The organism is Cupriavidus basilensis, assembly GCF_029335485.1.
GTDB lineage: Bacteria > Pseudomonadota > Gammaproteobacteria > Burkholderiales > Burkholderiaceae > Cupriavidus > Cupriavidus basilensis_E.
In genome coordinates, this window is sequence record NZ_JARJLM010000431.1 from 1 (window position 1) to 22,083 (window position 22,083).

23 protein-coding genes are annotated in these 22,083 nt (G+C 67.1%); 12 read left to right on the forward strand and 11 right to left on the reverse strand.

Annotation, left to right across the window (positions count from 1 at the left end; all coding sequences use genetic code 11):
* Positions 1–7: 7 nt before the first annotated feature.
* Positions 8–610 (forward strand): nucleoid occlusion factor SlmA, encoded by a 603-nt coding sequence (gene slmA / locus P3W85_RS25820; protein ID WP_063637357.1) that lies wholly within the window; start codon positions 8–10, stop codon positions 608–610.
* Between the two features lie 158 nt (positions 611–768).
* On the opposite strand, the gene P3W85_RS25825 is transcribed toward slmA, so the two are convergent.
* The 5 genes from P3W85_RS25825 to creB form a co-directional block, all read right to left on the reverse strand.
* Positions 769–1,590 carry a DUF817 domain-containing protein gene (locus tag P3W85_RS25825; RefSeq protein ID WP_035809173.1) on the reverse strand — a complete coding sequence of 274 codons (822 nt, stop codon included), beginning with the start codon at positions 1,588–1,590 and terminating at the stop codon, positions 769–771.
* Between the two features lie 112 nt (positions 1,591–1,702).
* Positions 1,703–2,269 (reverse strand): metal-dependent hydrolase, encoded by a 567-nt coding sequence (locus tag P3W85_RS25830; RefSeq protein WP_276266844.1) that lies wholly within the window; start codon positions 2,267–2,269, stop codon positions 1,703–1,705.
* Between the two features lie 16 nt (positions 2,270–2,285).
* Positions 2,286–3,692, reverse strand: a complete 1,407-nt coding sequence (creD, locus tag P3W85_RS25835; RefSeq protein WP_276266845.1) for a cell envelope integrity protein CreD — start codon at positions 3,690–3,692, stop codon at positions 2,286–2,288.
* Positions 3,693–3,821: 129 nt separating this feature from the next.
* Positions 3,822–5,264, reverse strand: a complete 1,443-nt coding sequence (gene creC / locus P3W85_RS25840) for a two-component system sensor histidine kinase CreC (RefSeq protein ID WP_276266846.1) — start codon at positions 5,262–5,264, stop codon at positions 3,822–3,824.
* A 34-nt stretch (positions 5,265–5,298) separates the two neighbouring features.
* Complete coding sequence (creB, locus tag P3W85_RS25845) at positions 5,299–6,003, reverse strand: two-component system response regulator CreB (protein WP_276266847.1); 705 nt, start codon at positions 6,001–6,003, stop codon at positions 5,299–5,301.
* A 335-nt stretch (positions 6,004–6,338) separates the two neighbouring features.
* Between creB and metX the strand changes: the two genes are divergently transcribed.
* Positions 6,339–7,511 carry a homoserine O-succinyltransferase MetX gene (metX, locus tag P3W85_RS25850; protein WP_035807871.1) on the forward strand — a complete coding sequence of 391 codons (1,173 nt, stop codon included), beginning with the start codon at positions 6,339–6,341 and terminating at the stop codon, positions 7,509–7,511.
* Positions 7,508–8,119 (forward strand): methionine biosynthesis protein MetW, encoded by a 612-nt coding sequence (gene metW / locus P3W85_RS25855; RefSeq protein ID WP_017225260.1) that lies wholly within the window; start codon positions 7,508–7,510, stop codon positions 8,117–8,119. The genes metX and metW overlap by 4 nt, the downstream gene beginning before the upstream one ends.
* Before the next feature lie 40 nt (positions 8,120–8,159).
* Here metW and P3W85_RS25860 read toward each other — a convergent pair whose 3' ends face one another.
* Entirely contained in the window at positions 8,160–9,086 is a 927-nt protein-coding gene (locus P3W85_RS25860; protein WP_276266848.1) for a LysR family transcriptional regulator, read from the reverse strand.
* 211 nt (positions 9,087–9,297) lie between these two features.
* On the opposite strand from P3W85_RS25860, the gene P3W85_RS25865 reads away from it, so the two are divergent.
* Together P3W85_RS25865 and P3W85_RS25870 are read left to right on the forward strand one after the other, a co-directional pair.
* Positions 9,298–10,149, forward strand: a complete 852-nt coding sequence (locus tag P3W85_RS25865) for a DMT family transporter (RefSeq protein WP_276266855.1) — start codon at positions 9,298–9,300, stop codon at positions 10,147–10,149.
* Positions 10,150–10,254: 105 nt separating this feature from the next.
* The gene (locus tag P3W85_RS25870) at positions 10,255–11,088 is read left to right on the forward strand and encodes an acyl-CoA thioesterase (RefSeq protein WP_276266849.1); all 834 of its coding nucleotides are present in this window, start codon (positions 10,255–10,257) and stop codon (positions 11,086–11,088) included.
* Between the two features lie 15 nt (positions 11,089–11,103).
* On the opposite strand, the gene P3W85_RS25875 is transcribed toward P3W85_RS25870, so the two are convergent.
* Positions 11,104–12,360 (reverse strand): muropeptide transporter, encoded by a 1,257-nt coding sequence (locus P3W85_RS25875; RefSeq protein ID WP_276266850.1) that lies wholly within the window; start codon positions 12,358–12,360, stop codon positions 11,104–11,106.
* A 265-nt stretch (positions 12,361–12,625) separates the two neighbouring features.
* On the opposite strand from P3W85_RS25875, the gene P3W85_RS25880 reads away from it, so the two are divergent.
* Entirely contained in the window at positions 12,626–13,519 is an 894-nt protein-coding gene (locus tag P3W85_RS25880; RefSeq protein ID WP_276266856.1) for a M48 family metallopeptidase, read from the forward strand.
* A gap of 99 nt (positions 13,520–13,618) precedes the next feature.
* Here P3W85_RS25880 and argC read toward each other — a convergent pair whose 3' ends face one another.
* Positions 13,619–14,566, reverse strand: a complete 948-nt coding sequence (gene argC, locus P3W85_RS25885) for an N-acetyl-gamma-glutamyl-phosphate reductase (protein WP_017231307.1) — start codon at positions 14,564–14,566, stop codon at positions 13,619–13,621.
* Positions 14,567–14,712: 146 nt separating this feature from the next.
* Between argC and P3W85_RS25890 the strand changes: the two genes are divergently transcribed.
* Together P3W85_RS25890 and P3W85_RS25895 are read left to right on the forward strand one after the other, a co-directional pair.
* Entirely contained in the window at positions 14,713–15,015 is a 303-nt protein-coding gene (locus P3W85_RS25890) for a type II toxin-antitoxin system MqsR family toxin (protein WP_276266851.1), read from the forward strand.
* On the forward strand, positions 15,012–15,413 hold the full coding sequence (locus P3W85_RS25895) for a type II toxin-antitoxin system MqsA family antitoxin (protein WP_276266852.1): 402 nt from the start codon (positions 15,012–15,014) through the stop codon (positions 15,411–15,413). The genes P3W85_RS25890 and P3W85_RS25895 overlap by 4 nt, the downstream gene beginning before the upstream one ends.
* Positions 15,414–15,439: 26 nt before the next feature.
* Here P3W85_RS25895 and P3W85_RS25900 read toward each other — a convergent pair whose 3' ends face one another.
* Positions 15,440–16,216 carry an exodeoxyribonuclease III gene (locus P3W85_RS25900; protein ID WP_276266853.1) on the reverse strand — a complete coding sequence of 259 codons (777 nt, stop codon included), beginning with the start codon at positions 16,214–16,216 and terminating at the stop codon, positions 15,440–15,442.
* Between the two features lie 30 nt (positions 16,217–16,246).
* Between P3W85_RS25900 and pyrE the strand changes: the two genes are divergently transcribed.
* The 4 genes from pyrE (at position 16,247) to P3W85_RS25920 (ending at position 20,258) form a co-directional block, all read left to right on the forward strand.
* The gene (pyrE, locus tag P3W85_RS25905; protein ID WP_035819221.1) at positions 16,247–16,936 is read left to right on the forward strand and encodes an orotate phosphoribosyltransferase; all 690 of its coding nucleotides are present in this window, start codon (positions 16,247–16,249) and stop codon (positions 16,934–16,936) included.
* Between the two features lie 185 nt (positions 16,937–17,121).
* Positions 17,122–17,862 (forward strand): acetoacetate decarboxylase, encoded by a 741-nt coding sequence (locus P3W85_RS25910; protein WP_017231312.1) that lies wholly within the window; start codon positions 17,122–17,124, stop codon positions 17,860–17,862.
* Between the two features lie 111 nt (positions 17,863–17,973).
* Positions 17,974–18,756 carry a 3-hydroxybutyrate dehydrogenase gene (locus P3W85_RS25915; RefSeq protein ID WP_017231313.1) on the forward strand — a complete coding sequence of 261 codons (783 nt, stop codon included), beginning with the start codon at positions 17,974–17,976 and terminating at the stop codon, positions 18,754–18,756.
* A 191-nt stretch (positions 18,757–18,947) separates the two neighbouring features.
* Positions 18,948–20,258 (forward strand): DUF3734 domain-containing protein, encoded by a 1,311-nt coding sequence (locus P3W85_RS25920; RefSeq protein ID WP_430869619.1) that lies wholly within the window; start codon positions 18,948–18,950, stop codon positions 20,256–20,258.
* A 92-nt stretch (positions 20,259–20,350) separates the two neighbouring features.
* Here P3W85_RS25920 and P3W85_RS25925 read toward each other — a convergent pair whose 3' ends face one another.
* Together P3W85_RS25925 and dapF are read right to left on the reverse strand one after the other, a co-directional pair.
* On the reverse strand, positions 20,351–21,160 hold the full coding sequence (locus tag P3W85_RS25925) for a polyphosphate kinase 2 family protein (RefSeq protein ID WP_035819227.1): 810 nt from the start codon (positions 21,158–21,160) through the stop codon (positions 20,351–20,353).
* A 54-nt stretch (positions 21,161–21,214) separates the two neighbouring features.
* Positions 21,215–22,081 (reverse strand): diaminopimelate epimerase, encoded by an 867-nt coding sequence (gene dapF, locus P3W85_RS25930; protein ID WP_276266854.1) that lies wholly within the window; start codon positions 22,079–22,081, stop codon positions 21,215–21,217.
* Positions 22,082–22,083: the final 2 nt, after the last annotated feature.

Sequence of the window (22,083 nt, forward strand, 5' to 3'; positions counted from 1 at the left end):
GCCAGGCGTGGACGCCGACGAGGCGCCGCCACGCAAGCGTCCGCGTCCGGGCGAAAGGCGCGTGCAGATCCTGCAGACGCTGGCCGGGATGCTGGAAGTGCCGCGCGGGGAAAAGATCACCACCGCGGCGCTGGCCGCCAAGCTCAGCGTTTCAGAGGCGGCGCTGTACCGCCATTTCGCCAGCAAGGCGCAGATGTTCGAGGGCCTGATCGGCTTTATCGAGCAGACCGTATTCGGCCTGATCAACCAGATCACCACCCAGGAAGAGCATGGCCTGCGCCAGGCGCACGCGGTGGTGCGCATGCTGCTGTCCTTTGCCGAGAAAAACCCCGGCATGACGCGTGTGCTTACCGGTGAAGCACTGGTGGGCGAGCACGATCGCCTGCAGGAGCGCATCAACCAGCTAGTGGACCGCATCGAGGCCTCGCTGCGCCAGTGCCTGAAGATCGCCATCAGCCAGGGCGCCTTCCCATCCGACACCGACGTGCCGGTGCGCGCGGCGCTGATCGTGGCGACCGTGCAGGGCCTGTGGCACCGCTATGCCAAGAGCGGCTTCCGCAAGCTGCCGAGCGAGAACGCGGACGCGCAGTTGCGGGTGTTGCTGGGCTAATCGCGCCTGCCGGCAAAGCTGAGGCACTGGCCGAAGCCGGCAGGATGCGCCAGTGCGGCCTGCGGCGCCCGAGGGTTGTCACTCCCTCTCCCCCGGCCTTCCTCCCAGCCGGGACACAAGTGCAAGCGCTCAGCACCGATGCGGCGTTGCCGGCAGCATCAGGCCGCCGGCACATGGATGCTGGCCTTGATGTGCTTCAGGTTGGCCACGATGGTGAAAGTCATCACGATCAGCAGCGACCACGAACTCCATTTGCCCACATGCACCGCCGACCACGCGCCGAGCTGGTTGGGGTAGCGCCATACCGCGAAGAACGTGCTGATGTTCTCCGCGATCCAGACGAACAGGCCGATCAGTACGAAAGCCAGCAGCAGCGGCATCTCGCGCTCGCGGTCCAGCGGCCGGAAGCGCACGGTGGCGCGCGCATACAGCCCCGCGATGCCGCAGGCCAGGTACCAGCGGAAGTCGCCGATAAAGTGGTGGGTGAAGAAGTTCGCGTACACCAGCGCCGCCATCAGGCCCGCCATCCAGTATGGCGGGTGATGCCGCACGCGCACGTCCAGGATGCGCCAGGCCTGGATGATGTAGCTGCCCACCGCCGCGTACATGAAGCCCGAGAACAGCGGCACGCCCAGCACCTTGGTGTAGGCGAAGTCCGGATAGCTCCACGACTGGATGCCGCCTGACGTCTTGAATACCTCCAGCGCGAAGCCCACTACGTGGAACAGGCTGATGGCCTTGAGTTCGTCCAGCGTTTCCAGCCGCGCCCAGACCATCGCCGCCTGGATGCCGAGCGCTGCCGCCAGCAGCAGGTCGTAGCGCGGGATGCCCAGCCAGCCGCCGCGCGGCACGGCGAAGACGGCCAGGAAGAACAGCCCCGCGAACAGGCAGGAGCGGGCCTCCTTGACGCCGAAGGCCAGGAACTCGCACAGCGCGCGTGCGGTGCCGGCCAGAGCGAGGCCAGGGCGCGGCGCGGTCAGGAAGCGGTCGAGCCGGTTGTGCGAGGGGCCTGGGCCGCCGGGCGGCCCAAGGCGCGGGTCGAGTGTGTCGAGCAGGTCGGGCATCTGCGTGGCGCGGGTGGTCATGGCGGTTTCAATCCGCACTGGCGCGCGCGGTCGCCATGGCCGCACCCTGCTGGAGCGGCTGCTTGCGATCGAGCCGCTGGCGCAGCGCGGCGCCGAGCGTGGCCAGCGTCAGCATCGGCAGCCCGATCCACAGGCATTCCAGCCACAGGCGGGCTGTGCCGAACAGTCCCGCGCCGGTCAGCGGCAGCGGCCGCCACGGCAGGGTCACGCGCCGGTCCAGCAGCGGATAGAACAGCGCCGTGCCGATGCCGCGGTCGGTCAGCAGGTCCAGCAGCGGGTGCGAGGCGGCGCTGGCGGCGATAAACAGGAAGGCGATGCCGCGCCGCCAGCCGCAGCGCCGCGCCGCCAGCGCGGCCAGCAGCCCGAGCGCCAGCGCGAAGCCGATCGAATGGGTCAGGCCGCGATGGCCCAGCACGCTGCTGTAGCGCACGCCGGCATACCAGACGTTGAGCATGTCGGCATCGGGCAGGATGCTGGCGGCGACGCCGGCCAGCATCAGGCTTGCCGGTACCCGGCGCCGGCCCAGCGCGGCGGCCAGGGCGAGCGGCGGAGCGCAGTGGAGGTAGGTGGGCATGATGCGCGCTGCCGGCTCAGCTTTGCACGGCGGGGGCGTCGGCGGCGGACTTGTCGCGCAGCGGCTGCCAGGCGGCGCCCGCAGCGTACCAGTCGATGCGCCGGGTCATCACCATGATGGCGGCCAGGATCACGAACAGCAGCAGCGAACCCAGCATCAGCGCGTTGTCTTCCGACAGCAGCAGGCCATAGAGCGCGCCATACAGCACGGTCAGCAGCGCGGCGAAGGCCAGCCCGCGCCGCCAGCTCTGCAGCACGAAGGACAGGTAGAAGCCCAGCAGCCCGATGCAGGCGGCGCTGGCGGCGAGGTAGGCCAGCGCGAAGGCGATATGCTCCGACAGGCTCAGCAGCAGCAGGAAGAACACCGCCAGCGCCAGGCCCACCAGCAGGTACTGGATGGGATGGATGCGCAGCCGCTTGACCAGCTCGAACATAAAGAAGCCGGCGAAGGTCAGCAGCACGAACAGCGCGCCGTACTTCACCGCGCGTTCCGCCTGCAGGTAGATGTTGACCGGATCGATCAGCGTCACCGAAACCGTCTCCAGCATGCCGTCGCCGGTGCCCGCGAGCTGGCCGCGGACCTTGGTGTTGTACGAGGTCACGCTCCAGTTGCTGCGGAAGCCTTGCGCATCCACGGTGCGGGTGCGCGGCAGGAAATCGCCGTCGAAGCTCGGATGCCGCCAGGCGGAGGTGAGCGCAATGTCGTTCTGGTCGGCCACCGGGGCAAAGGCCAGCGATTGCGCGCCGAGCAGCGGCAGGGTCAGCGAGAACGGCACCACGCGCTGTGCCTGCGCGGACCGGCCATCCAGGCCGGGTTTCGCGGCCTTGACGGGCGGCAGGTCGATCTCTGCGTGCAGGCCCTGCGTCAGGCTCTTCAGCCGCACGCCTTGCTCCAGCTTCAGCGGCTTGCCGTCGAGTTCGAAGGTGGGCGCCGCCATCAGGCCGCGCGTGTCGCTGATGCCGATCGCGATATAGGGCTGTCCCACCTCAAAGCCGACGTGGCCCGCGGATTTCGGCAGCGCGCCCGGATCGGGCAGTTCGATGGTGCCCTGCCAGCGGCTCTGCATCTCGTACACCAGCACCTTGTGGATGCCGCGGTAGCGCTCGCTCGGCGTTACCTCCCCGTTGATGCGCAGGGTCTTGGGGAAGGCCAGCACCTGCAGGGCCTCGGCCTGCAGCACGGTGGCATTGGGCCGCTTCGGGTCGCTGTTGTCGGCCACGCGCAGGATTTCCTTGTACGGCAGCACCAGCACCGGGCCGGTCAGGGTCTGCTGGCCGGCGTAGCTCTGCCAGACGCTGTGCACGGCTTCCTCGCGGAAATGCTTGCGGTCTTGCACCGCGTTGCCGACAAGGTGCAGCGGGATCAGGATCAGCAGGATCAGCACTGCGGTGATGGCGGACTTGCAGAGAAGGATTCGGTTCATGGCGGCAGGCGCGCGGGAGTCACGATGCCGCCAGCTTAGGACCGCCATGTGAGGTGCCGGGGAAGCCCGCGTGAAGGCTGTGTGTGGCGAACGTGAAGCCGCCCTGCTGGCTTCGACGCCGCCAGGCCCCTAGGCCGCGGGCAGGGTCAGCGTGGCGCAGGCTCCGCCCTCGGCCCGGTTGGCCAGCGCAACCTCGCCGTGATGCAGGGTGGCGATCTCGCGCACGAAGCACAGGCCCAGGCCGGTGCTCTTGTCCTGCCCGCCGGGGCGCGGCAGCGAGTAGAAACGCTCGAACAGGCGGGGCAGGGCATAGTCGGGAATGCCGGGACCGTGATCGGTGATCCGCAGGGCAATGGTGTCTGCGGGATCGCCGCGGCGCTCGACGGCGATTTCCACCACGCTCGCTTCCGGGGCGAAATCGAGCGCGTTCTCCAGCAGGTTGGACAGTGCCTGGTGCAGCAGGAAGCGGTCGCCCTTCACCATGGGCGCGGGCTGGGCCGGCGGCAGCAGGCGCAAGGCCAGCCCGCGCTGGCGCGCGCGCGGCTCCAGCTCCTGCAGCAGCTGCCCGATCAGCGGTACCAGCGCGACCGGCTCGTGGGTCTCCAGGCTCTGCCGCTGTTCCAGCGCCGCCAGCGCCAGCAGCTTGCGGATCATTTCCTCCAGCCGTTGCGCCTGCCGCCGGATATTGGCGACGAAGCGGTTGCGGTCGGCGGCGGGCATGTCTTCCTGCAGCAGTTCGGCGGCGCCGCTGATGGCCGCCAGCGGGCTCTTCATCTCATGCGTGAGCGTGTGGATATAGTGTTCGACATACTGCTTGTCCTCGAGCCGCAGCCGCATGCTTTCCACCGAGCGGCCCAGCTCGGCCAGCTCGCTCGCACCGCGCAGCGGCATCTCGGCGCGCTCGCCGGCGGCCACCGCGCGCGCATAGCGCTGCAGGCGGCGCAGCCCGTGCACCAGCCAGAGCGTGCAGACCAGCCCGATCACGAAGGCGCCGCCCATCAGCAGCAGGCCGCTCTGCAGGATCTTGCGCTGGCTGCGTTCGATGAAGGGCGCCATGGTCACGTTGGGCTTGGCCACGGTGAGCACGCCGATGGTCTTGTCGCCGTCGCGGATGGGCGCCGCCACGTGCATCACCGTGCTGGCGTCGTCTTCGGGGTTGCTGCGCGTGCTGCGCGCGCCGTATTCGCCCCGCAGGGTGCGGTAGACGTCGTTCCAGCGCGAGTAGTCGGCGCCGACCGCGGCCTCGCCGGAATCGAAGCGCACGATGCCGCGCTGGTCGGTGATGTAGATGCGGTAGCCCACCGCATTCTTGTGCATGCCCCACACATTGGCGTCGACCTTGTCGCCGCGCAGCCGCGCCAGCCGCCGCGCGAAGCTGCCGTTGGCGATGCGGCCGTTCTTCATGTCGTCGGCGGCCAGCACCGCCAGCACGTGCGCGGTGTCGACCAGCGTGTCTTCCATGGCCTGGCGCACGCCCGGCTTGACCTCCTGCACGAATACCCGCAGCGTGAGGAAGGCGGCCAGCCCGACGATCAGGAAAAAGCCGAAGAAGATGCGAAGCCCGATATGCATGTGTGGCCGTAGGTCCGGTGCGGGAGGGAAGGGTTCAGGGCTCGAGCGAGTAGCCCATGCCGCGATGCGTGCGGATCGGGTCGCAGTCGGGGTCGAGCGCGCGCAGCTTGGCGCGCACGGTCTTGATGTGGGTGTCGACGGTGCGGTCGATGGTGTCGATGGCGTCGTGCCAGACCAGCTCCATCAGCTGCGCGCGCGAATAGATGCGCCCGGGCTGGCGCAGCAGCAGCGCCAGCAGCCGGTATTCGTAGCGGGTGAGGTCCAGCCATTGCCCGCGCCAGGCCAGGCGCGCACCGTCCGCGTCCAGCGTGAAGCCTTGCGCCGGCGCGCCGGCGGGTGCCTGCGCCGCCGGCGGCTGGGCGGCGCGCAAGCCGGTGCGCCGCAGGATCACGCGCACGCGCGCGGCCAGTTCGCGCGGCGAGAAGGGCTTGACCACGTAGTCGTCGGCGCCGATCTCCAGCCCGACGATGCGGTCGATCTCCTCGTTGCGCGCGGTGAGGAAGATGACCGGCACATCGGAGAAGGTGCGCAGCGTGCGGCAGACCTCGAAGCCGTTGATGTCGGGCAGGCCGACGTCGAGGATCACCAGGTCGGGCGCCTGCGCCCGCAGGCGTTCCAGCGCGGCGCCGCCAAGCGCGCAATGCTCGACCGCCATGCCGTCGGTCGAGAGCGCATAGAGGATGGTGTCCGCGATCGCGGATTCGTCTTCGATGACCAGGATATTGGGTGGTTTCGTCAAGGCAGGGCTCGGTTCCGGATTGGCTATGCAGCGATGCGCCGCCGCCGGCGCTCTTGTTTGCTCTATAATAAGCGGGTCGCGCCGATTTGATGACTGGCTTGCGGGCGCGCGGCGGCATGGTAACCCCTGAAGTATTGTCCTGGGGGAATCCGGCAGCCAATATAAATGCGGCTAAAGAGGTGGGTCGGTTCCCTGCCACGCAAGGCACCGACACGCGGGAATCAAGGCCCGTGCAAAACCCGATTTGGCTGCGCCGTCGTTCATGCCATGTGCATGCAACGTCCAAGCAATGCCGGTCGGGTTTTTTTATGCCCGTTCGCCGACGGGCCGATTCCATGACAGACGTAGCTCCGCCTCCTGCCGTGCTGGACCTGCCGACCGATTCGGTCGGCATCGTCACGCCGCAGCGCATGCATTTCTCCGAGCCGTTGAAGCTGCGCAACGGCACCTCGCTCGCCGACTACGACCTGATGGTCGAGACCTACGGCACGCTCAACGCCGCGCGCTCCAATGCCGTGCTGGTGTGCCATGCGCTCAATGCCTCGCACCACGTGGCCGGCGTGTATGCGCACGACCTGCGCGACGTGGGCTGGTGGGACAATATGGTCGGCCCCGGCAAGCCCCTCGATACCAACCGCTTTTTCGTCATCGGCGTCAACAACCTCGGCTCCTGTTTCGGCTCGACCGGGCCGATGAGCCCCAACCCCGCCACCGGCCAGCCGTACGGCGCGCTGTTTCCGGTGGTCACTGTCGAGGACTGGGTCAATGCCCAGGCGCGCGTGGCCGATGCCTTCGGAATCGGCCAGTTCGCCGCGGTGATGGGCGGCAGCCTTGGCGGCATGCAGGCGGTGGCCTGGAGCCTGATGTATCCGCAGCGGCTGCGCCACTGCATCGTGGTGGCCTCCACGCCCAAGCTGTCGGCGCAGAACATCGCCTTCAACGAGGTGGCGCGCAGCGCCATCCTGTCGGACCCGGACTTCCACGGCGGCAACTACTACGCGCATGGCGTGAAGCCCAAGCGCGGGTTGCGCGTGGCGCGCATGATCGGCCATATCACCTACCTGTCCGACGAGGACATGGCGGAGAAATTCGGCCGCGAGCTCAAGACCGACGATATCCGCTTCTCCTTCGATGTCGAGTTCCAGGTGGAGAGCTACCTGCGCTACCAGGGCGACAAGTTCGCCGAGTACTTCGACGCCAATACCTATCTGCTGATCACGCGCGCACTCGATTACTTCGATCCGGCGCTGGCCTTCGGCGGCGACCTCACGCGCGCGGTGGCGCAGACGCAGGCCAGCTTCCTGGTGGCCAGCTTCACCACCGACTGGCGCTTCGCGCCCAACCGCAGCCGCGAACTGGTCAAGGCGCTGCTCGACAACAAGCGGCCGGTCAGCTACGCCGAGATCGACGCGCCCCATGGCCACGACGCCTTCCTGCTGGACGACCCGCGCTATCACAACCTGATGCGCGCCTACTACGAACGCATCGCCGAGGAGATAGGCGCATGAATGCCGCGGCCAACCCCAATATCCTGGCGCTGCGCCCCGACTTCCGCGCCATCGCGCGCTGGATCGAACCCAACTCCACCGTGCTCGACCTGGGCTGCGGCGACGGCAGCCTGCTGCGCGTGCTGCAGGACGAGCTCGACGTGCAGGCCTACGGCATCGAGATCCGCGACGAGGGCGTGCTGGCCTGCGTGGAGAAGGGCGTCCACGTGATCCAGCAGAACCTGGAAGGCGGCCTGGCGCTGTTCGAGGACAAGAGCTTCGATACCGTGATCCTGTCGCAGACGCTGCAGACCATCCACAACACCGCGCAGGTGCTGCGCGACACGCTGCGGGTGGGGCGCGAATGCATCGTGTCCTTCCCCAACTTCGGCTACCTGCCGCACCGGCTGTCGGTGTTTCGCGGACGCATGCCGGTGTCGGAGTCGCTGCCTTACCAGTGGTATGACACGCCCAACGTGCGCGTGCTGACCATCAGCGATTTCGAGGCATTGGCGCCCAAGGTCGGGCTGCGCATCCTCGATCGCGTGGTGATGCACGAAGGCGTGACCGTCAACTGGGGGGTGAACTGGCGCGGCAGCCTGGCGGTGTACCGCGTCTGTTCCACCTGAGCGGGAAGCCGGCCGCCGCCAGCCCGGCGGCCGGCTTCCCTCAGCCGCCTGCCGTGCCGTTTTCCAACTCGGCCTGCGCCACCAGGTGATCGACGAAGGCGCGCACCTTGGGCGCAAGGTGGCGGGTCGGCGTATAGACCGCGAACGCGGTACCCACATAGGGTTCCAGGATTTCCCAGTCGTCCAGCACGGTCACCAGGCTGCCTGACGCCAGCGCCGCGGTGGCCGAGAAGTCGGGCACCAGCCCGATGCCGCCGCCGGCCTGCGCCATGGCGACGATGGCCGCGCTGTTGTTCAGCGTGGCCCGCGGCGGGATGCGCAGCGTCACGGCCTGCCCGTCGCCTTGGTGCCGCAGGCTCCAGCGTTCGCCGAAGGCGCCGTAGCCAAGATACAGACAGCGATGGTCCGCCAGCGCCGCCGGCGCCGGCGGCGTGCCATGCCGCGCCAGCCAGCCGGGCGACGCCACCAGCCGGTAGCGCACCGCGCGGATTGGGCGCGCCGCCAGCCCCGGCGCCAGTTCGCGCGCGATGCGGATGGCCACGTCGATGCCTTCCTCCACCAGGTCCACCATGCGGTCGGCCAGCGTCAGCTGCAGCTCCAGCGCCGGGAAGCGGTCCAGCAGGGCCGGCAGCCGCGGCGCCAGCCAGGCCTGCCCGAATGCCACCGGCGCGCTGACCCGCAGCAAGCCATGCGGCGTGCCGCCGTGGTCGCCGGCCAGGGCGTTCACCTCTTGCGCGGCCGCCACCATGCGCGCGCAGGCGGCATGCACGGCCTGCCCCAGCTCGGTCAGCGAGAAGGCGCGCGTGGTCCGTTGCAGCAAGCTGCCGCCGATAGCCGCCTCCAGGCGCGTCACGTGCCGGCTCACCGCCGAAGGCGTCATGCCGAGCTCGCGGGCGGCGGCCGAAAAGCTGCCGCATTCCACCACCCGGGCGAATACCGCCATGGCATTCAGATGGGCGACCGGCATGGCGCTGTCTCCTGGATTCGTGATCAGAGATCAAATAGTAATTGCTCTGAGGATGGATTGTTGATCTGGATGCATTGGTGGAACAATGACGTCCATCGGTGAGCAGTGCAGGAGACACGACATGACGATCAATGCAGGTACCGCCGCGGCGCAGGCCGGCACCCCGGCCTCCCCGGCCAGCGAACCCGCCCGGCGCGGCGGCGCGTGGCGGATGGTGGCCGCCATGGCCCTGTCGGGCACCATCGGCTGGTTCGTGGTGACCAGCGGGCAGCCGCCGCTCGACGTGGTGTTCTTCCGCTGCCTGTTCGGCGGCGCGGCGCTGCTGGGCACGCTGGCCCTGCGCCGGGGCTGGCGGCCCATGCGCGCTCGCGACTGGGGCTGGCTGGCGCTCGGCGGCGTCACGCTGATCCTTAACTGGCTGGCTCTGTTTTCGGCCTATGCCTATAGCGGCATCTCGGTGTCCACCGTGGTCTATCACACCCAGCCTTTCTTCCTGCTCCTGCTGGCGGCGCTGTTCCAGCGCGAGGCCATCCCGCCCGGGCGGCTGGCCTGGCTGGTGCTGGCCTTTGGCGGCGTGGTGCTGATCACGGGGTTGGAGCATGGCGGGGCGGATGGCGGCATGCTGTCCGGGGTCGGGCTGGCGATGCTGGCGGCCTTGCTGTACGCCGTCACCACCATGGCCACGCGCCGCCTCAAGGGGATTCCGGCCGGGCAGATCGCGGGTTTGCAGATGGCGATGGGGGTGGTGTTGCTGTTCCCCCTGGCGCACCCGGCCGCCGCGACCTTCGGCGCACGCACCTGGGGCGCGCTGCTGGCATTGGGCCTGGTGCATACCGGGGTGATGTACACGCTGTTGTACGGCGCCTTCCAGCGCCTCAACGTGCTGTCGATCGCCACGCTGTCCTTTGTCTACCCGCTGGTGGCCATTGTGATCGACGTACTGGTGTTCGGCGTGGTGCTCACGCCGCTGCAGCTGGCGGGCATGGCGCTGATCCTGCTGGCGGTGATCGGCAACCAGCTGGGCTGGAATCCGCTGCGGCGGGGGCGCGCGGCCAGGGGCTGAGACGGACTGCGCCGGATTGGAAGTGGTGCCCGGTTGACGCACCCGGCGCACGGTCGCGGTTTGGCGTATTATCGAACGATCGTACTTTTTTGATCTTCAGCCATCATGTCCAACACGCCCTCCGCCAGCCAGTCCGTCCATGCCTTCGATCACGCGCTCGCGCTCGAGCCGGCAGGCGACAACCTGTTCCACGGCCGCACCACGCCGGCCTACTGGAACATGATCGGCCCGTTCGGCGGCATCACCGCGGCCACGCTGTTGCAGGCCGTGCTGCAGCATCCGGCCCGGCTCGGCGATCCGTCCGCGCTGACCGTCAACTTTGCCGGCCCGATCGTGGAAGGGCCGTTCGTGATCGAGGCGCGTCCGGTGCGCACCAACCGCAACACCCAGCACTGGTCCATCGAGCTGCGCCAGGGAGACGAAGTGGCGACCACCGCCACCGCCTTCTTCGCGGTGCGCCGTGAGACCTGGGACTGCGGCGAGGCCGTGTTTCCGCAGGTGCCGCCCGCCAGCGACATCGCGCCGATGGCGGGGTTCGCGCCGGTGCGCTGGCTGGACGCCTATGAATTGCGGCCGGTGCGCGGCGCCAAGCCGAATGTCGAGGCGGGCACCGAGAACCCGGACAGCCTGACGCAGTTCTGGCTGCGCGACGCGCCGGCGCGGACACCGGACTTTGCCGCGGTGGCGGCATGGTGCGACACGTTTTACCCGCGCATCTTCCTCAAGCGCGCCGGCTTCGTGCCGGCCGGGACGGTCTCGCTGACCACGTATTTCCATGCCGACGCGCCCACGCTGGCCGCGCTGGGCGGCAGCCATGTGCTGGGCAGCGCCCAGGCCCAGGTGTTCCGCCAGGGCTTCTTCGACCAGAGCGCGCAGATCTGGAGCCCGCGGGGCGAACTGCTCGCGACCTCGCACCAGATCGTCTACTACAAGCAGTAGGCGCGCGGCCAGGCGTCAGGCCGCGGCGCGGGCTTGCGCCTCGTAGCGGTGGACGGTGTGGCGCATGGCCCAGAGCAGCACCACGCCGGGCAGCGCCACCACCACCGTGCTGAGGTAGAAGGCCGGCCAGCCGAACGCCTCCACCAGATAGCCCGAACTCGGCCCCACGTAGACGCGCCCGACCGACGCCAGCGCCGACAGCAGCGCATATTGCGTGGCGGAGAAGGAGCGGTTGCACAGCGTCATCAGCAGCGCCACAAAGGCCGCCGTGCCCATGCCGCCGCAGAGGTTTTCCACCGCGATGGTGGCGCCCATGGTCCACAGGTGCTGCGGCGTCACCGCCAGGATCCAGTAGCCCAGGTTGGACACCGCCTGCAGGATGCCGAACAGCATCAGCGAGCGGTACAGCCCCAGGCGTACCATCAGCGTGCCGCCGAACAGCGCGCCCACGATGGTGGCGGCCAGCCCCAGCGTCTTGTTGACCAGCCCCACCTCGCCGGCCGAGAAGCCCACGCCGCGGATCAGGAAGGTGGTGGACAGGCTGCCGGCAAAGGCATCGCCCAGCTTGTAGAGCACGATCAGCAGCAGCAGCCACCAGGCGCCGGGGCGCGAGAAGAAGTCGCGCAGCGGGCCAAGGATGGCCTCCTCCATGGAGCGCGGCGTGCGCGCCGGAGACTCCGCCTCCGGCACCCACAGCAGGCTGAAGATGCCGATGCCCATCAGGCCCGCCATCAGGATGTACATCTGCTGCCAGCCCATCACGCGGTCGGCCAGCCACAGCGCCAGCCCGCCCGACACCAGCATCGCCAGCCGGTAGCCCAACACCTTGACCGCCGCCCCTACCCCGCGCTCGGGCGCGCGCAGTACGTCGGTGCTGTAGGCGTCGAACACGATGTCCTGGGAGGCCGACAGGAAGGCCACCAGCGTGGCCAGCGCCGCCAGCGTCCACAGCGCCTCGTGCGGCGGGCAGAAGGCCATGCCCGCGATGCCGAGCACCAGGCCGAGCTGGGTCAGCAGCAGCCAGCCACGGCGCCGGCCCAGCAGCGGCGGCGTGTAGCGGTCCATCAGCGGCGCCCACAGGAACTTGAAGATATAGGCCTGGCCCACCAGTGAGAAGAAACCGATGGTCTTGATATCCAGCCCTTCCACCGTCATCCATGCCTGCAAGGTGCCGGAGGTGAGCGCCAGCGGCAACCCGGAAGCGAAGCCTAGCGTGAGCATGGCGCCGATGCGGCGATTGCGGAAAATGTCGAGATAGTCTTGGAAGGTCATGAATCAGGATGGCGATCGGGCGGGGCAAGGCGCCGTGTATTATTGCATTACCGCTTGTGCCCGCCCGACCTGATTCGCGGGATGCGATGCCGCTGCCGCGGCGCCAGCATCTTTTTGACGCAACCTCTTCGTCCCCTGCTTGCCGCAAACAGCATCCAAGGAATTGTCCATGTCCGATCGCCAGCGTTGTCAGCGCCGCCACCAGCGCACCGGGATTACGTTGCCATGCCGGCTGGCCGCGCTGGCGCTGGCCGCCGCCCTGGGCATGGGCGCGGCGCAGGCGCAGCAGCAGGTCCCGGACCAGGATGAAGGCGGCATCCGCGTGCAGCGCGGCGGGGCGTCGGTCCGCCAGATCGTGCCGGTCGAGGTCATCGAGCAGCAGGCTTCGCAGGAGTACGAGCAGCTCAAGCAGGAGGCGCAGTCCAAGCGCACGCTGCTGGGCGACAACAATCCGCAGGTGCTGCGCCTGCGCGCCATCGCCAAGCGCATCCTGCCGGAAACCCCGCGCTGGAATGAACGCGCGAAGCAATGGAAGTGGGAGGTCAACCTGATCAACTCCAGGCAGGTAAATGCCTTTTGCATGCCGGGCGGCAAGATCGCCTTCTATAGCGGCCTGCTCGACCAGCTCAAGCTGACCGACGATGAAGTCGCCATGGTAATGGGCCACGAGATCGCCCACGCGCTGCAGGAGCATGCGCGCGAGCGGGCCGCCAAGTCCGAGATCACCAATCTGGGCGCCAACGTGATTTCGCAGCTGTTCGGCTTCGGCAACCTGGGCAATATGGCCCTGGGCACCGGGGCGCAACTGCTCACGCTGCGCTTCTCGCGCTCGGACGAGACCGAGGCCGACCTGGTCGGCATGGATATCGCGGCCCGCGCCGGCTACGACCCGCGCGCATCCGTATCGCTGTGGCAGAAGATGGGCGCGATATCGCAAGCCTCGGCGCAGTCGGGCTCGGAGTTCCTTTCCACCCACCCGTCGGGCCGCACCCGCATCGCCGAACTCGAGAAGCACATGCCCGAGGTGCTGCCGCTTTACGCGCGGGCCATCGATACCAGCGTCGCCAAGCTGCAGCCCTATCGGGCCAATATGGCCAACCTGGGCGCCGCGCCGGTGGATAGCGGCGACGACGACCGGCAGAAGCCGCTGAAGCGGTAAAGGCGGCGGCGGGGTTGCCCTTGCCGCGTCGAAAAAAAAGCCGGCTCTCTCAATGGCCGGCTTTTTTCGTTTGCCGCTGGCGCGGCAGGCTTGCAGATATCAGATCGCCAGCCCGGTCGCTTCGTCCGCGCCCACATGCACGTTCATGCATTGCACCGCGGCGCCGGCAGCGCCCTTGCCCAGGTTGTCCAGACGCGCCATCAGCACGATGCGTTCGTCCGAACCGAACACGAACAGGTCGACGCGGTTGGTGTCGTTGCTGGCCTGTACGTCGAAGAAGCCGCCGTCCAGGTTGGCTTCGTCGCCCACCGGCATCACGCGCACGAATTGTTCGCCTTCGTAGTGCTTGCGGTAGATATCGGCGATCTGCCCGGGCGTGACCTTGCGCGCCAGGCGATCCGGGTACACCGGCACCGTCACGGCCAGGCCCTTGAGGAAGTTGCCGACGATCGGGTTGAAGATCGGCGCCTGCGCCAGCCCGGTCTGCACGCGCATCTCGGGCAGGTGCTTGTGCTCGAGGCCGAGCGAGTAGGGGCGCGGGCTGTCCAGCTTCGGGTTACCGCCGGCTTCGAACTCGGCAATCATCTTCTTGCCGCCGCCGCTGTAGCCGGTCAGCGAGAAGGCCGAGACCGGGTAGTCGGCCTGCATCACGCCGGCTTCCACCAGCGGACGCACGGCCAGCACGAAGGCGCTGGCGTGGCAGCCCGGCACGGCGATGCGCTTGCTGGTGCGGATCTTCTCGCGCTGGCCGCGGGTCAGTTCCGGCAGGCCGTAGGCCCAGCTGTCGGTGGTGCGGAACGCCGTACTGGCGTCGATCACGCAGGTGTTGGGGTTGGTCACCAGCGACACGGCCTCGCGCGAGGCAACGTCGGGCAGGCACAGGAAAGCAACGTCGGCGGCATTCAGAAAGCGTGCTCGTTCGGCCGGATCCTTGCGCTTGTCATCGGCGATACGCAGCAGCTCCACATCGGAACGGCCGGACAGATAGTCGAGCAGCCGGAGACCGGTGGTGCCTTCCTGACCATCTACGAACACTTTGAAAACCATGGCGGACTCACTTGGAAATACGAAAGGTCCCATGCCGGAATCGGACGGGAACCAGCATTGTAACTAGGTTGGCGGGACGTGGCAGGGAGCGTGCCGCAGTGCAGCGCAAATCCCCTTGTCATTCATAACCTAGTAGGTTAAATTTGATGGAGAAACATACACCTCACTGTAGGCTCTCGGTGGTCAGGACCTTGGCAATCGAAGGGCGAGTTTGCCTGACGAGCTCCGCTGCCGTTTACAGTCGCAAGCTCGGATTCGACAGTGCCGACGTGATCGGCGTCATTGCTTCGCTGACTTCGGCCGACTTTTACAAGAGCATGACGACCTACGCGGATCACAAGGTATGGCAGGACGTTTACCGGCCGATGACCGCCGCCGGTGCACTGTATCTGAAACTGACGGTCACCGATGCCGTGCTGGTCGTGTCATTCAAGGAGCTGGAATCATGAAATGTCCGGAATGCGGGGGTGCGGAACTGGTGCAGGACACGCGCGACGTGCCTTATACGTACAAGGGCGAAACGGTCATCGTTCCCGCGGTCTCGGGCGGCTTTTGTCCGGCATGCGGGGAAATCGTGCTGGATCCGGATCAAGCGGACCGGTACGGCGAAGCGGCAGTGGCATTCCAAAAGCAGGTCAACGCCGCGATCGTCGATCCGGCCTTCATCATCGCCGTGCGCAAGAAGCTGAGCCTGGACCAGCGCGAGGCCGCCGAGATCTTCGGCGGTGGCGTCAATGCCTTCTCGCGCTACGAGACCGGCAAGACCAGGCCGCCGCTGGCGCTGGTCAAGCTGCTCAAGGTGCTGGAGCGGCACCCTGAGCTGCTGGACGAGGTGCGTTCGGCGTAGCCTGGCGCATCCCGGCACCCACTCCACTACAGCGGGAAGTCGTAGTCGATCGACAGCGGCGCGTGGTCGCTGAACTTCTCGTCCTTGTAGATCGAGGTGGCGCGCGCCGTTTCCGCGATCTTCGCCGTGGTCAGGTGGTAATCGATGCGCCACCCGACGTTCTTGGCATAAGCCTGGCCGCGGTTGCTCCACCAGGTGTATTGCTCGGGGCGGGGGTCCAGCCTGCGGAACACGTCCACATAGCCGTGCTGGTCGAATAGTTCGCCGATCCAGCTGCGCTCTTCCGGCAGGAAACCCGAGTTCTTCAGGTTGCCCTTCCAGTTCTTGATGTCGATTTCCTTGTGCGCGATATTGACGTCGCCGCACAGCACGATCTCGCGCCCGCTGGCCTTGAGCTGCAGCAGGTGGGGCAGGAAGGCTTCCATGAAGCGGAATTTCGCCTGCTGGCGTTCTTCGCCGCTGGAGCCCGACGGCACGTAGACCGAGATCACGGCCAGATGCGGATATTGCACTTCGACATAACGGCCCTCGTTATCGAACTCGGGGACGCCGAAGCCGGTGATGATGCGCTCCGGCTTGTGCCGGGTGTAGAGGCCGACACCGCTGTAGCCTTTTTTCTCCGCATAATGGAAGTAGCCGTGGTAGCCATGTGGCGCCAGGAACGCTTCCGTCATGTCGGTGGCCTGCGCCTTGAGCTCCTGGACGCAGACCATGTCGGCGTCCTGCTTGCCCATCCATTCGAAAAAGCCTTTCTTGGCCGCGGAGCGGATGCCGTTGAGGTTGGCGCTGATAATCCGTAACATCTCGGGAAATTTTGAAATCAGAGAGAAATGATGACGCAGCAGACGACACCGCAGCCCGGCGCTGGTGACTTGAGCCAGACCTTCATCCGCTTCGCGCTGGACGCTGGCGTGCTGTCCTTCGGCGAATTCGTGACCAAGGCCGGCCGCAAGTCGCCCTACTTCTTCAACGCGGGCCTGTTCAACCAGGGCGCGATGCTGGGCCAGGTGGCGCAATTCTATGCGAAAACCCTGCTCGCCTCCGGTTTGGACTTCGACGTGCTGTTCGGGCCGGCCTACAAGGGCATCACGCTGGCGTCCGCCACGGCGGTGGCGCTGTCCGGCCTGGGGCGCGACGTGGGCTTCGCCTACAACCGCAAGGAGGCCAAGGACCACGGCGAAGGCGGCACCCTGGTGGGCGCCAGGCTCAAGGGCAAGGTCGTGATCGTCGACGATGTGATCTCGGCCGGTACCTCGGTGCGCGAGTCGATGCAGATGATCCGCGCGGCGGGCGCGGAACCCGCGGCCGTGCTGATCGCGCTCGACCGGATGGAAAAGAGCGGCACCGCCGACCAGGTGGGCACGCATTCCGCAGTGCAGGACGTGCAGCGCGAATATGGCGTGCCGGTCATCTCGATCGCCAGCCTGAAGGACCTGCTGGCTTACCTGGACGCATCCCAGGATCCCGCGCTGGGCGGCTCGCGCGAGGCGGTGGCTGCCTATCGGCAGCGCTACGGCGTATAGTCTGGGATCTGTTGCCTGCCGCTTGCAAAGGTTTACCGCAATGCAGCAGAAAGCGGGAACCGCGCAGGAAAATCGCCGGTCTGACTGATCTCGCTGGCCGGCCTACCGGGCTTTCCCCGGCCGCCAGCGATTCGCCTTGCCGTCCGGCAAGGCGGCGCAGCATCTCTTCAGGAGGTTAGCTGGCGATGGACATCAAGACGATCCGCGAGCAGGCATTCGCCATGCCGCTCACCAGTCCGGCCTATCCGATGGGGCCATACCGCTTCATCCACCGGGAATTCTTCATCATCACCTACCGCACCGATCCGGCGCTGCTGCGCGCGGTGGTGCCGGAACCGCTGGAGATCGCCGACGCGGTGGTCAACTACGAGTTCATCCGCATGCCGGACTCCACCGGCTTCGGCGATTACACCGAATCGGGCCAGGTGATTCCCGTCACCTACCAGGGCAAGCCCGGCAACTACACCCACGCCATGTACCTCGACGACCATCCGCCGCTGGCGGGCGGGCGCGAGCTATGGGGCTTTCCGAAGAAGCTCGCCTCGCCGCAGCTGGCCGTCCATACGGATACCCTGGTCGGCACGCTCGACTACGGCCCGGTGCGCATCGCCACCGGCACCATGGGGTACAAGCATCGCGAGCTGGACAAGGACGCGCTGGGCCTGGCGCTTGCCACCACGCCCAACTACCTGCTCAAGATCATTCCCCACGTGGACGGCAGCCCGCGCATCTGCGAACTGGTCTGCTACTTCCTCAAGGACGTGGAAATGAAAGGCGCCTGGACCGGTCCCGCCGCGCTATCGCTGTCGCCCCATGCGCTGGCGCCGGTGGCCAGCCTGCCGGTGCTCGAAGTGCTCGGCGCCAGGCATTACGTCGCCGACCTCACCCTCGCGCTGGGCGAGGTGGTGTTCGACTATCTGGCCTGAACGGCCTCCGATTCCGATCGGTCGCGCTCATTCCGATGCAGCCGGTCCATCCGGTCAACCTCTCAACCCCTCAACCCGTCCAACCGAATCATCCGCACAGGAGGTAGGTCCATGAAGCTCCAGGGAAAATCCGCCATCGTTACCGGCGCCGCCAGCGGCATCGGCAAGGCTATCGCTGACTTGCTGGCCAGGGAAGGCGCGGCGGTGGCCATCGCCGACCTGAATCTCGAGGCAGCGCAGAAAGCCGCCGCCGACATCGAGGCGGCCGGCGGGCGCGCCATCGCGGTGGCGATGGACGTGACCAATGAAGATGCCGTCAACAGTGCCACCGACGAGGTCGCCAAGGCCTTCGGCGGCATCGATATCCTGGTTTCCAACGCTGGCATCCAGATCGTCAACCCGATCCAGAACTACGCCTTCTCCGACTGGAAGAAGATGCAGGCCATCCACGTCGACGGTGCCTTCCTGACCACCAAGGCGGCCCTCAAGTACATGTACCAGGACAAGCGCGGCGGCACCGTGATCTATATGGGCTCGGTCCATTCGCACGAGGCTTCGCCGCTGAAATCCGCCTATGTCGCCGCCAAGCACGCGCTGCTCGGGCTGGCGCGCGTGCTGGCCAAGGAAGGCGCCGAGTACAACGTGCGCTCGCACGTGATCTGCCCGGGTTTCGTGCGCACGCCGCTGGTGGACAAGCAGATTCCCGAGCAGGCCAAGGAACTGGGCATCAGCGAGGAGGAAGTCATCCGCCGCGTGATGCTGGGCGGCACGGTGGACGGCGTCTTCACCACCGTGGACGACGTGGCCCAGACGGCGCTGTTCCTGTGCGCGTTCCCATCGGCGGCCTTGACCGGGCAGTCCTTTATCGTGAGTCACGGCTGGTATATGCAGTAAGCGGCGGCATAGTGTGGCGCGAGGCGCCACCGTCCCGCCGCACGGCCGGCATCGCAGCCGGCCGCTTTGGCAAACACAACAAGCAAGGAGAGGCCGTGGCTGGTGGACGTCGGCAGAAGCTGGACAAAGTGGCACAGGAAAACGGCGCGGGCGCGGCGAAACCCGCCGTGGCGGGCGAGGCGGCTGCCGTAGTGGCGGACCCGGCAGGGCGGGCGCCCAAGCCCGAAGCGCCAGGGGAGCCGGAGCCGAACTACCTGCCCCCTGGCGGTTGCGCTCCCCCCGACCCCGCTGCGCTGGGCGCCGGCCAAAAGGTGCCGGTGCATCACGAGTACACGGTGAGGGCGCTGGTGCTGCAGGGTGGCGGCGCGCTCGGTTCCTATCAGGCGGGCGTGCTGCAAGGCCTCGTCGAGGCGGGCATCCAGCCGAACTGGGTGGCCGGCATCTCGATCGGCGCGCTCAATGCCGCGGTGATCGCCGGCAACGCGCCGGAGCGCAGGGTCGAGCAATTGCGCGCCTTCTGGGAGTACATCTGCCAGCAGCCGTGGCTGCCGAGCCTGCTGCCATATGAATTGCTGGCGGAGAGCGCTACCCACTGGCCCGACCCGCTGCGGGTCTGGTTCGATGGCATCGAGGCGGCGCGCGCGGTCTTCGAAGGCCAGCGTGGATTCTTCCAGCCGCGGCCCTGGCCGAGCCTGCTCGAACGCCATGCCGGTCCCGCCAACGCCAGTTACTACGACACCGGCCCGCTCAAGTCCACGCTGGAGCGCTTCGTCGATTTCGACCGCATCAACGCCGCGCACCAGGAGATGCGGGTTTCGGTGGGTGCGGTCAACGTGCGGACCGGCAATTTTGCCTACTTCGACAATACCCGCCGCAAGCTGCGCGCCGAGCATTTCATGGCATCGGGCGCCCTGCCGCCGGGATTTCCCGCGGTGGAGATCGACGGCGAGTTCTACTGGGATGGCGGCCTGGTGTCCAACACGCCGCTGTCCGAAGTGCTGACCGCCCAGCCGCGCCGCGATGCGCTGATCTTCCAGGTGGACCTGTGGAGCGCGCGCGGCAAGCTGCCGCACAACCTGCTGGACGTGGCCGAGCGCCAGAAAGACATCCAGTATTCCAGCCGCACGCGCACCATTACCGATTACATGGGCGAGCAGCAGAATTACCGGCGCATGCTGAGCGAGGTGATGGCGCTGGTGCCGCAGGCGCAGCGCGACAACGACTGGTACCGGAAGGCGGCGGAGTACGCCTGCGATGCCCGCCGCAATGTGATTCAGCTGATCTACCGGGACAAGACGTTCGAGGGCAATGCCAAGGACTACCAGTTTGGCTTGTTGACCATGAACGAGCATTGGACCAGCGGGCTGGATGACATCCGGGAGACGCTGAAGCATCCGGAGTGGCTGGCCATGCCGACGCACGAACGGCCGTTCATCACGCACGATATCCATCGGGGGAACGGGCATCACGATGTGATGGCGGTGGCGAAGCCATCAGCCTGACGCCAAGGTCAAAGGCACGGGTGCCTTTGACTTCCTTCATTCCCCACGGCCTCGACCCCAACGTCGATCTGCCGCGCCAGCAGGCAACGCCCTCATACCACTTTCAGTTTCGCCAGTTCCGGCTTGCCGGCCGGATACTGCGGCTTCAGCTTGCCGAACACCTCGGCCAGTATTTCCGCCACCATCAGGTTCCGATGCGTCTTCGAGTCCGCCGGCACGATGTACCAGGGCGCTTCCGGCGTGCTGGTGGCCGCGATCGCGGCCTCATAGGCGGCCATGTAGTTCTTCCAGTACTGCCGCTCTTCCAGATCCTTCTGGTCGAACTTCCAGTGCTTCTGCGGGTCGGCCAATCGCGCCTCGAGCCGGGATTTCTGCTCGTCCTTGGAAATATGCAGGAAGCACTTGACGATGGTCGTGCCGGTTTCCATCAGCATGGTCTCGAACGCACGCAACTGCTTGTACCGGCGCTCGCATTCGGCCTCGTCGATCCAATCGTGCACGCGCGTGATCAGCACGTCTTCGTAGTGGCTGCGGTTGAACACCACGATCTCGCCGGCGCGGGGCACCTGGGCGTGGATGCGCCACAGGTAGTCGTGCGCGAGTTCCTCGGCGGTGGGGGATTTGAAGCTGACGACGCGAATGCCCAGGGGGTCGAAGCTGCGGAAGACCCCGCGTACGGTGCCGTCCTTGCCGCTGGTGTCCATGCCTTGCAGGACGATCAGCAGCTTGCGCCGATGCTCGGCGTAGAAGATGTCCTGCTGCGCGTCCAGATGGGTGCTCAGTTCGGTCAGGCGGGCCTGGTCGGCAGCCTTGTCGCCGCTGGACAGCGGCTTTGCGTCGGCATTGAAGCCGTCCAGGCTGAAGTTCTTGCCCGAGGTGATGCGGAAATCTGCAAGCGGCATTGCCATTGGCACTCCATGGAGGGCGCGGCCGGGGCTGGCCGCAGGCCCCTATGGTCAGGCAGGCAAGCGGTCCAGGTCAATGCTGCCCTCGAAGACCGTGGTGGCGGGGCCGGTCATGCGCACCGGTTGTTCCTCGCCGTCCCAGGCGATGGTGAGGTCGCCGCCGTGGGTGTGCACCAGCACCGGCGAGTCGAGCAGGCCGCGGCGGATGCCGGCCACGACGGCGGCGCACGCGCCGGTGCCGCAGGCAAGCGTTTCGCCAGCGCCGCGCTCGAATACGCGCAGGCGGATTTCATGGCGCGCCAGCACTTGCATGAAGCCCGCGTTGACGCGGTTCGGGAAGCTCGCGTGGTGCTCGATGATGGGGCCGTCCTGCAGTACGGGGAAGGTTTCGGTGTCGTCCACCACCTGTACCGCGTGCGGATTGCCCATCGAGACGGCCGAGATCCATTCGGTGCGGCCGTTCACTTCCAGCCCGTAGACGGTATCGCGGCCTTCGGCCCGGGTCGGCAGGCCGTCGGGGCGGAACGGCACGCGCGCCGGTTCGAGTTCCGGCGCGCCCATGTCGACCGTGACCTGGCCGTCGTCCTGCAGCGTCAGCGTGATCACGCCGTTCATCACCTGCACGCGCACCGAGCGTTTGTCGGTCAGGCCGTGGTCCGTGACGAAGCGCACGAAGCAGCGCGCACCGTTGCCGCAGTGCTCCACTTCGCTGCCGTCGGCGTTGAAGATACGGTAGCGGAAATCGACGTCGTCGCGGGTGGGCTTCTCGACCACCAGCATCTGGTCGGCACCCACGCCGAAATGCCGGTTGGCGAGCGCGCGCCACTGCGCGGGCGTCAGGTTCAGGGTCTGGTGGATGCCGTCGAACACGACGAAGTCGTTGCCGGCGCCGTGCATCTTGGTGAACTGGAGTTTCATGG